This window comes from Bacillus sp. 522_BSPC (assembly GCF_001076885.1).
GTDB classification, from domain to species: Bacteria; Bacillota; Bacilli; order Bacillales; family Cytobacillaceae; genus Niallia; species Niallia hominis.
In genome coordinates, this window is record NZ_JVDT01000149.1 from 87664 (window position 1) to 95353 (window position 7690).

The window sequence follows — 7690 nt, forward strand, 5'->3', positions numbered from 1 at the left end:
ATTACATATGATGATGAATGAAATACTGCTTTTTCTTGTCCCCCTTGCCTACCTACATAGGGATTGGCTAACAAGAGAAAGCAGTTTTTTTCATTTCTCTAATATCAGTAAGACGTTATTTGAGAATGCGGAGAAGAGAGTTTGGAGAGTAACTGTCCCTAAAGGTAACACATGGTTAGATTCACTTTTTTTAGGTCGCTTTCAATTTTCAGTTAATTTTACTTTATTGTTATGTGGAAAATAGTTAAAATAAAAGAAATACATAGATGAAAAGGAGTTTATCCATGCTTTCAACGAATACAGACACCTTACATAAATGGACAGCGTTTTATCAATATTTTTTGGCACATAGTGATCAACAAACTGCGCAAAGATTGAAAGAACTAATTAAAAAAGCAACTAGACAAGAATTTATTGCAACTTTTTGTGGACATTATTCTGCTGGAAAATCAAGCATGATTAATAAACTTGTTGGTACAAAGGTTTTACCAACAAGCCCCATTCCGACAACGGCTAATATTTTTCGCGTGAAGAAAGGAAGCAAACAGTTAAAAGTTTCATATTGCACGAACCAAGCAGATGTTTATAAAGAGGTTCTTGATATAAAAGGCGTTTTACAGGCAACAGAAAGAGTGGATGAAATAAAAGAATTAGAAGTCCAATTGGATACGGAACTCCTTTTAGAGAATGCTATTTTAATGGATACCCCAGGAATTGATAGTACAGATCAAGCCCACCAATTAGCAACGGAATCTAGCATTCATCTTGCAGATATTATTTTCTATGTCGTTGATTATAATCATGTACAGTCCGAAATAAATTTTGATTTTGCGAAACAGCTAGTTGATTCAGGCAAAAAATTTGTGTTAATCGTTAATCAAATGGATAAACATCGAGAAGAAGAAATTTCATTTCAACATTTTAAACAAAGTGTTTCTGACTCCTTTTTGTCATATGGAATTAAGCCAGAAAAAATTTTCTTTACTACCTTAATCGAAACGAATTTTTTCTATCAAGGGTTGAAAGAGTTAAAGTGTTATATTGTTGAAAAAATGAAAGAAAAAGAGTTCATTCTTCCTATTTCAATGGATGAATCCTTTCAAAAGCTATATAAAGATCATCATGCCTTTATCGAAACAAAGTATGCTGAAAGAATCGCTCCTATAGATGAGGAGTTAGCAGGTTTAACGGAGGAAGAATATCATTCATTAGAATCAACCTTAAGTACAATAAAAAAAGAACTTCAAACAATAGATGAGGAAGAAAGCGAAACAGTAGTATCTTTAGAAAACGAGTGGCATTCGATTATTAAAAATGCGTATATTATGCCATTCAATCTTCGTGAATTAGCCAAGTCATATTTGGAAACAGAACAGAAAAATTTTAAAATAGGATTATTTGGCAGCAAAAACAAAACAAAAAAAGAAAGAGAGGAAAGACTACTTGCTTTTTACACAGAGCTCGAAAAGCTTGTTCAAATACAATTAATAACGCCATTATCGCAGTTTTTTGAGAAACACGGTAAGTCAGAGTATTTTCCGAAAATTAAAGGGCTTGCTTCTATTTTACATAGGCATAGGTTAAAAGAGTTAGTAAATAAGGATGCGCAGCTTTCTGAAAACTATGTTCTGGTATATTGTGAGACTGTTGAAAATGATTTGAAACAGTCTTTTAGGAAAGAAATCACGACACTATTTACTCAATGGAAAGAAGAGCGCCAGCGACAATTACATACGGAAAAAGAAGAGCGTAGGAAAGAACAGAAAATCTGGCAAGGATTTGTAGACTGTAAGCTAAAAAAGGAAGAGCTAGAGACTAAATGGCAAGACTGGAGAGAGAACCTAAAGCATCTCTTTGTCACACAATCAGTTGATGAGAGTCTATTGCAAAGATTACTAGATTCAGATAAAGAAGAAATTACTTACCAAACATTATCATCCATAAACGCAAGAGCCGTAGACAAGAAAAGAAATCTGACTGAGGATATTAAACGAGAAGAAAGAAATGAATTTGATACAGATTTACTAATTAAACAATTACGTTTTTTAAGTAATAACCTGCAACAGGTAAAGGGATTTACACATATAGCAAAGAATTTGCTTACTAAAGCCGCCAATATTGAAAATCGAACATATACTATTTGCTTATTTGGTGCTTTTAGTGCAGGGAAGTCTTCCTTTGCCAATGCCTTACTAGATTATCCGATTTTGCCCGTTTCGCCCAATCCAACTACGGCAACAATAAATCGAATTTTGCCAATAGATAAAGACCATCCACATAAAACGGTGATTGTTAAATGGAAAACAGAGTCAGAAATGCTTACAGAGATAAATGACTATTTACAGTTAGTGAAGGAAGAGGCAAGTACATTAGAATCAGCGCAAAATTTGATAAAAAAGCTAGCTGCTAAACCTGTAGAAAGATATGCGAATGAATTTCGCTATCTGCAAGCTTTTGTAAAAGGATATTCTGCCCATCGTGATCAATTGGGCAGCGAGATTAATGTTGGATTAGAAGCGCTTTCGAATTTTGTTGCAGTAGAAGAAACCTCTTGTTTTGTGGCTTCGATAGATGTTTATTTTGATTGTAGTATTACTAGAAAAGGAATTACGCTCGTTGATACGCCAGGGGGAGACTCAATTAACAGCAGACATACGGAGTTAAGCTTTGAATTTATGAAAAAAGCAGATTGTATTTTTTATGTCAGCTACTATAATCACGCATTTTCCAAAGCTGATCGTGCTTTTTTAGTACAGCTTGGAAGATTAAAGGATGCTTTTGAAAAGGATAAAATATTTTTTGTCATTAATGCAATAGATTTAGCGAAGGATGAAGAAGAGCAAGAAGCTGTAGAGGAGTATTTACAAGAGCAACTGCAATTATATGGTATACGTTCTCCACGAATTCTTCCTGTTTCTAGTCTTTATTATAAGCATGAAATTTACGGGAAATGGATGGGAAGAGCAGAGGCTAAAATGTATGAATTTATTGAATATGAATGGCTAGCAATGATGCTCCAATCTGCTAAAAAAGAATATGAAGGGACAATTGAACTTTTAAAGCAGCTAGTTAAATCTGCTTTTGCAAAAAAGGAAGAAGCGGAACAAGAGCTTTCTCGGATGGAGGAAGAAAAACGGAATATACTCTCACAATTTGAAACAATAACGTTTCAAGATAGATTAGCGAAATTTAAAATGGAAGTTGAAGAACAGCTTTTTTATTTAAAGCAAAGAATCATGTTTCGATTACAGGAATTAATAAAGGAAGCCTATCATCCATCCATTTTACGAGGGGATAATAAGAAAAGAGAAATTTCCCTTGCTACTGCTTCCTTTTTAATACAGTTGAATTTTGAATTTGAACAAGAATTGCGGGCAGTAAATGTAAGACTGGACCAAATATTTTATAAACAAAGAAAAGAAGGCTATCAAGAAATTCAGCATTCCATTCAGTCCATTAATGGCGAAATCCGTTTGCAAGAAGAAATGGAAAATGCAATTGATACAAAATTAACTTACCATGCTCCTTTCAAACAACTAGATAATGCGCTTAATAAAATTGGAACAAAATATTACAAAAATCCCAAAAGTTTTTTTGAGAATAATGAACGAAAGAATATGGGAATAGAATTAGAACAATTAGTGGATGAGCACGGGAATATTTTTATTAAGGAGCAAATTCACTCCTTCTTTACTTTTTATAAAGAGTTATTTGAACAGCATTTTGATACACTGCTTGATAATTTACAAGAACAAGTGGGCGAATATTATGATGGGAAAACGGCACTATTAACAGAGCATGAGAATTTAGATAAACTTGAGTGGATTATTAAGGAATCAACAAGATTTTCCGCTATTGATTAATGGTTAACAGGGATAACAAGAGGAGGAATAAAGATGGAAATCGTAAAAAGTGTTGATTGGCTAAAGGAAAATTTTGAACAAGATTCTGTTAGAATTATTGATTGTCGCTTTGATTTAAAAAATCCTGACGCTGGCACCGAATGGTATATAGAAGGTCATATCCCAAATAGCGTTTATTTTCACTTAGATAAAGATCTCTCCAATCCAGTAAGTGAACACGGGGGCAGACATCCATTACCAGCCATAGAAGAATTTGTTTCTAAACTTGAAAATATAGGTGTTGGTAAAGAAACTATCGTCATTGCCTACGATAATGGGGAGGGGGCGTTTTCTGGGAGACTTTGGTGGTTATTAAACTATATCGGACATTCCCATACATATATTTTGGATGGCGGCTATAAAGAATGGGTAAAAAAGGATTTTCCAATTTCAAAGGATGTCCCGACTTTTACAAAGAGTACTTTCTCTCCTGAAATTCAAACACATATGATTGCTACTTATGAGGAAGTGTCAGCACAAGTAAGAGCAAAAGAGGAATATAAGGTACTTATTGATTCCAGAGAACACATACGGTATATAGGAGAGATAGAACCGATTGATAAGAAACGTGGACATATACCTGGAGCAATAAACTTTGTATGGACAGATGGATTAAAAAATGGCTTCTTTTTGTCGACTAATGAGCAAAGAGAAAGGTTTTCCTCATTAGACCCCAGAAATGAATATATTGTTTATTGTGGCTCTGGCATAACTGCTACTCCTAATTATATTTCCTTAAAAATGGCTGGAATAGACAATGTAAAGCTTTATCCTGGAAGTTTCAGTGATTGGATTTCTTATGATGAAAATCCAATTGAGACCTGTTTGTCTAACAAGATAGAAGAATGAAACAAAGCATTCTATTATTAGGTGAGGCAGTAAGTTTAGAGTTTACAAAAGTAGAGGCAAATATAGATGGCATGAGAAGGTAGTACAGTGTAGTTTTGAACTTAGCTTAAAATAAGTGGGTTAGGAACAGGAAACTAATGGGGAATTTTAGTTCTCTGTTTTTTTCTTTAGAAGATAATTATTTTTCAGACTTCGTTTTACAACAAACGTACAATCAGGTTAAATTCCAACTAATAAAAAGGGAGAAGAAAAAGCTACCAGCCAAAACTATTTTAGAATCTGTTATAATAAACGAATGGAAATAAAGGAGAGATGCGATTTGAATAATGACAAACAGACAAACCTGATGCTCGTAGATGGGATGGCGCTATTATTTCGTGCTTTTTTTGCTACAGCTGTTACAGGTCAATATATGGTTAACTCAAAAGGAATTCCAACAAATGCAATTCATGGTTTTGTAAAACATTTTTTTACAGCAATTGAACATTTTAACCCTTCACATGTTGCGGTTTGCTGGGATATGGGAAGTACTACATTTAGAACAGAAATGTACCCTTCCTATAAAGCAAATCGTCAAGACGCCCCTGTTGAATTAATTCCACAATTTGATTTGGTAAAAGAAGTTGTAGAAAGCTTTAATGTTCCAAATATAGGGATAACTGGATTTGAAGCTGACGATTGTATCGGTACAATTGCGAAACAAATGAAAGGTGAAGCAAATGTTACCATCTTAACAGGAGATCAGGATATTCTGCAATTACTGGATGATCATATTTCTGTTGCGTTATTAAAAAAAGGGTATGGTAACTATATGGTTTATACACCAGCAAATTTTCAAGAAGAAAAAGGGATTACTCCAAAGCAAATGATCGATCTAAAGGGATTAATGGGAGATACAAGTGATAACTATCCTGGCGTAAAGGGGATAGGTGAGAAAACTGCCTTAAAGCTTCTCCAAGTTCATCAGAATATAGAAGGGATTTTAGCTAATTTATCGTTGCTTACAAAGGGTCAGCGTACGAAAATTGAAACAGACCTCGAAATGCTCCATTTAAGCAGACAATTAGCAGAGATTAAATGCGACGTTCCAGTAAGTTGCATGCTAGAAGATAGCTATTTAAATATCAATCCAGCTACCGCAATGAAGAAATTTGAGGAATTAGAATTTAAAAGATTTCATCATTATGTAGAAAAGAAAGAAGAGCTCACCTTATTTTAAGAAATGGTTTTTTATATATTACGCAAAATTTGCATTGGTATACGAAACTAGAAGGATAAACGCCTAGATATCTCAGAGACTGAAACAAATATTTTAACAAAAGTTAAACCAACCGATTCAAACGAAATGCTTATTTAAAAGTTTCGTATAATCGTTTGGGTTTTTATTTGTATTTATCATGTTTAACTTCATTAGATGTGGGTAGAGTTGAAAATTCTTTAGAATAAATATACAAAAGGATAGATACTTTTGCCCAATTCATGAAAGAAATCAATCAAGATAAAGACTGAATAATACAAGTTGGCTGGAGCTTTTTTTAAAGCCCCAGCTAAATAGCGAAAATTAATGAAATATCATTATTTTGTATTCTTCTTTTTCGCGGCATTTTCTAATTTGCTTTTTGGAGCTGGCGTTATATCAGCGTCTTGACCGTACCCTTGTGGATTAACCCCGCCAGCAGCTTTTCCTCTATTTGTATGGTTTTTATTACTCATATCAATCACCTCTTAAAGTCATAGTGGAAATAAAAATCAATTTTAGTATGAGCAAATAAGAATAATATCATCCGTAAATAAAGAGACTATTTGAAAGAGGTGATTGATATGAATAAGGGCATATATGTTGCCTTAATAAGCATTGGAATGGCTCAATTTTTAAAAATCCCCATTCATTTTTTTAAAACAAAAAAGTGGGATAAAGGCTTATTTTTTCAAACAGGAGGGATGCCAAGCTCCCACTCAGCAGGTGTTTCTTCTCTAACAACTTTTATTGCATTAAAACGAGGTTTACCAACTATTGATTTTGCGTTATCGCTTATTTTCGGATTAATTGTCATGTATGACGCACAGGGAATTCGAAGACAGACAGGAGAATTAACGTTAAAGGTAAATGATTTAGGAGAGCTAGTAGATAAAATTAATACAGATAAGAATATTGCCTTTAAAGAGCAGCAACCAAAAAAACTAAAGGAAATGCTAGGCCACCAGCCACAAGAGGTATTTGGAGGTGCCTTATTAGGTGTTTGTATAGGTTTCTTAGGACATTTATGTACGAAGAAGAAAAATACCATTATACGCCGTTAACAATTGATAGAGGGGCAAGCCCATTTTGCTTCTCTATCTTTTTTTTGCAAAGTTATCGAAGAAAATAGAAAAATTGTGACAATGGTCATTAAAAATGCAAAATAAGTGTTGAAAAAGCTAGAAATATGTCGTGATATAAAGTAACATGTAGGTAAAAGGATAGAGGGGAATGTACACAAAGTTTGAAAACAGTAGAGGAGTATTTGCTTTTTTTAGATGGGAAAGGCTTTTCCTTCGGTGACGATGCAATAGGTTTTATATATTTTGGCAAAGCATATACAAATGCTACAGATGAGCTTGTAATAACAGCAATTGAATGTACTTTAAAAATACAAAAGAAATTTGATGGCAGCTTTTTTGTTTCTTTGCTTGAGATGTTTATAGACAATGAACTGAAAACAAAAAAAGAAGCAATCAGCTTTATAAAAAGAAATCATTTATTTCCACTTTAATGTATTTACATAGAGTGGTTTTTTGTTTTTTCTAAAGAGGCTGTGACATAAGTATTTCAACCAACAATAAACACGAACTATAATGTGATTAACTTACATTATAGTTCGTGATTTTTTAGATAAAGGTTTAAAAACGAAGTGGAATGGAGCGGAGGACGCTCGACTCCTGCGGGAAATAGAGACGCT

General features: G+C 33.6%; 6 protein-coding genes. 5 read left to right on the top strand and 1 reads right to left on the bottom strand.

The window, feature by feature from the left end:
• The first annotated feature begins 284 nt into the window (after positions 1–284).
• The 3 genes from ADJ83_RS12030 (at position 285) to ADJ83_RS12040 (ending at position 5970) form a co-directional block, all read left to right on the top strand.
• Positions 285–3863 carry a dynamin family protein gene (locus ADJ83_RS12030; protein ID WP_031538096.1) on the top strand — a complete coding sequence of 1193 codons (3579 nt, stop codon included), beginning with the start codon at positions 285–287 and terminating at the stop codon, positions 3861–3863.
• Positions 3864–3902: 39 nt separating this feature from the next.
• Positions 3903–4751 carry a sulfurtransferase gene (locus ADJ83_RS12035; RefSeq protein WP_031538095.1) on the top strand — a complete coding sequence of 283 codons (849 nt, stop codon included), beginning with the start codon at positions 3903–3905 and terminating at the stop codon, positions 4749–4751.
• Between the two features lie 346 nt (positions 4752–5097).
• Complete coding sequence (locus ADJ83_RS12040) at positions 5098–5970, top strand: 5'-3' exonuclease (RefSeq protein ID WP_031538094.1); 873 nt, start codon at positions 5098–5100, stop codon at positions 5968–5970.
• A 356-nt stretch (positions 5971–6326) separates the two neighbouring features.
• Here the strand turns inward: ADJ83_RS12040 and sspL are convergent, their stop codons facing one another.
• Entirely contained in the window at positions 6327–6464 is a 138-nt protein-coding gene (gene sspL, locus ADJ83_RS12045) for a small, acid-soluble spore protein L (protein ID WP_031538093.1), read from the bottom strand.
• Between the two features lie 108 nt (positions 6465–6572).
• Here sspL and ADJ83_RS12050 point away from each other — a divergent pair, with 108 nt between their 5' ends.
• The gene (locus ADJ83_RS12050; protein ID WP_031538092.1) at positions 6573–7052 is read left to right on the top strand and encodes a divergent PAP2 family protein; all 480 of its coding nucleotides are present in this window, start codon (positions 6573–6575) and stop codon (positions 7050–7052) included.
• A 182-nt stretch (positions 7053–7234) separates the two neighbouring features.
• Positions 7235–7504: a DUF6123 family protein gene (locus ADJ83_RS12055; RefSeq protein ID WP_031538091.1), complete on the top strand. Its 270-nt coding sequence runs from the start codon at positions 7235–7237 to the stop codon at positions 7502–7504.
• Positions 7505–7690: the final 186 nt, after the last annotated feature.

Bases quoted from the DNA above. Each gene is read 5' to 3' on its own strand.
- ADJ83_RS12050 (WP_031538092.1), top strand. From the start codon at position 6,573: ATGAATAAGGGCATATATGTTGCCTTAATAAGCATTGGAATGGCTCAA.
- sspL (WP_031538093.1), bottom strand. From the start codon at position 6,464: ATGAGTAATAAAAACCATACAAATAGAGGAAAAGCTGCTGGCGGGGTT.
- ADJ83_RS12040 (WP_031538094.1), top strand. From the start codon at position 5,098: ATGCTCGTAGATGGGATGGCGCTATTATTTCGTGCTTTTTTTGCTACA.
- ADJ83_RS12030 (WP_031538096.1), top strand. From the start codon at position 285: ATGCTTTCAACGAATACAGACACCTTACATAAATGGACAGCGTTTTAT.